1 protein-coding gene is annotated in these 1,402 nt (G+C 34.9%); it reads left to right on the top strand.

Annotated features, from left to right (window positions below; translation table 11 throughout):
• On the top strand, positions 1 to 915 hold a 915-nt coding region (locus D8837_RS09245), incomplete at its 5' end, for a protein NO VEIN domain-containing protein (protein WP_125456873.1).
• Between the last annotated feature and the right edge of the window lie 487 nt (positions 916 to 1,402).

The raw sequence follows: 1,402 nt of genomic DNA on the forward strand, positions 1-1,402 counted from the left end.
GAACATTACCGCCAGATTTTATATAGCAATGCAAATAAGAGCGATGATGAAATATTAAAAGAAACATTCCTAGAAAAAATTGATAGATACAAAGATTATCAATTTGAGATTTCTGAAATTCCAAATTCAGTTCAAGTCGACATTGAGAAAGAAAGTAAGAAGAGATTTCCAGAGCTAAGTGTGTCAATTACTGATGAGATTGACATTGATGGCATGTATGATAATAATGTCGAAGAGTTAGTCACGGTTGCAGCTATTACAATAGATGATTTTGATTATTATATTAATGGTCATCAAAAAGTTTCTTCCTTACTGTATTTTGGTATTCCGTCCCGTTTAAGAGAAGATATACTGAAATTCATTACTAAAGAAAATGAAGTTGATTTGAACGGAGAAAAATCTGGCATCTCTATTGAAGGAACATCAACTGTTCAAACCATTCTTGAACCATCGAATAGTGATAGTAGGAAAGGTAAGAACACACGAAATGGAGAAAGAAGTAAACGAGATTATGATAATAGAAACTCCGCAAATGATGATGCTGGTGAAACAGCAGAACAAATTGCTTATGCTGAATTGACTCAGAATCAAAAACTTAATGTAATTTGGAATTCGAAATATTCTAGTAAATCTTCAGATCGTAATAAGCAGCCACCAAACGGAATTGTTTGTGATATGTGGGTTCATGACCCAGAGAATGGGAATATGTACTTTGAGGTAAAATCATCAATTACAGAATTTGAAATGTCGATTAATGAATATAATTCTATGTCAGATAACCGTGACTCTTACGAGGTCGTTTTAGTCAATCGTGATACCAAAGAAATAAGTCGTCATAAATTTGATGAACTTGATGGATTGAAACAGACAAGTAGCTATCTTTTCAAATTTAAGCAAAAGAGAAGTGACGGTTGAGTGATTTGTTCCCACAAACCTATTCAATCTATCAACTCAAAAATCATAAACAACCATTATTATAGTAGGAAGATACAAAGTGTACTCTCAACGCACGTTGAGTGCGTGAGCTTGTTGGTAAAACGAAGTTAATCCTCAAAAGGTTCCCCGGACCTTTTGAGTCCCGCAAACGCACCATGTTGAGGCCGTATCACTGCTTGTACGAGCTGAGGCATCAGCGAAGTAGAAACAGATGTTCTGCCCATGGGATAGCTGTCGTAGAGTAAGGAGTTTACGACGAAACGATACAGTAACAGCGAATCGATGAGTGTGTAGCTTAACTGGTGAATGCGTAAAAATCTAATAACAAAAGAACTTAAGAAAGCCTTGAAACAAAGGCTTTGGTCGTAAGAGATATTTTAGTATTATACCTGAAATTAAAATATAATAGGTTAAAAGTAGATTTGTGAGTTTTGAACAATTTTTCCTAGCATACTTAGGAGTGGAG

Source organism: Streptococcus mitis, from assembly GCF_003942965.1.
GTDB classification, from domain to species: domain Bacteria; phylum Bacillota; class Bacilli; order Lactobacillales; family Streptococcaceae; genus Streptococcus; species Streptococcus mitis_BH.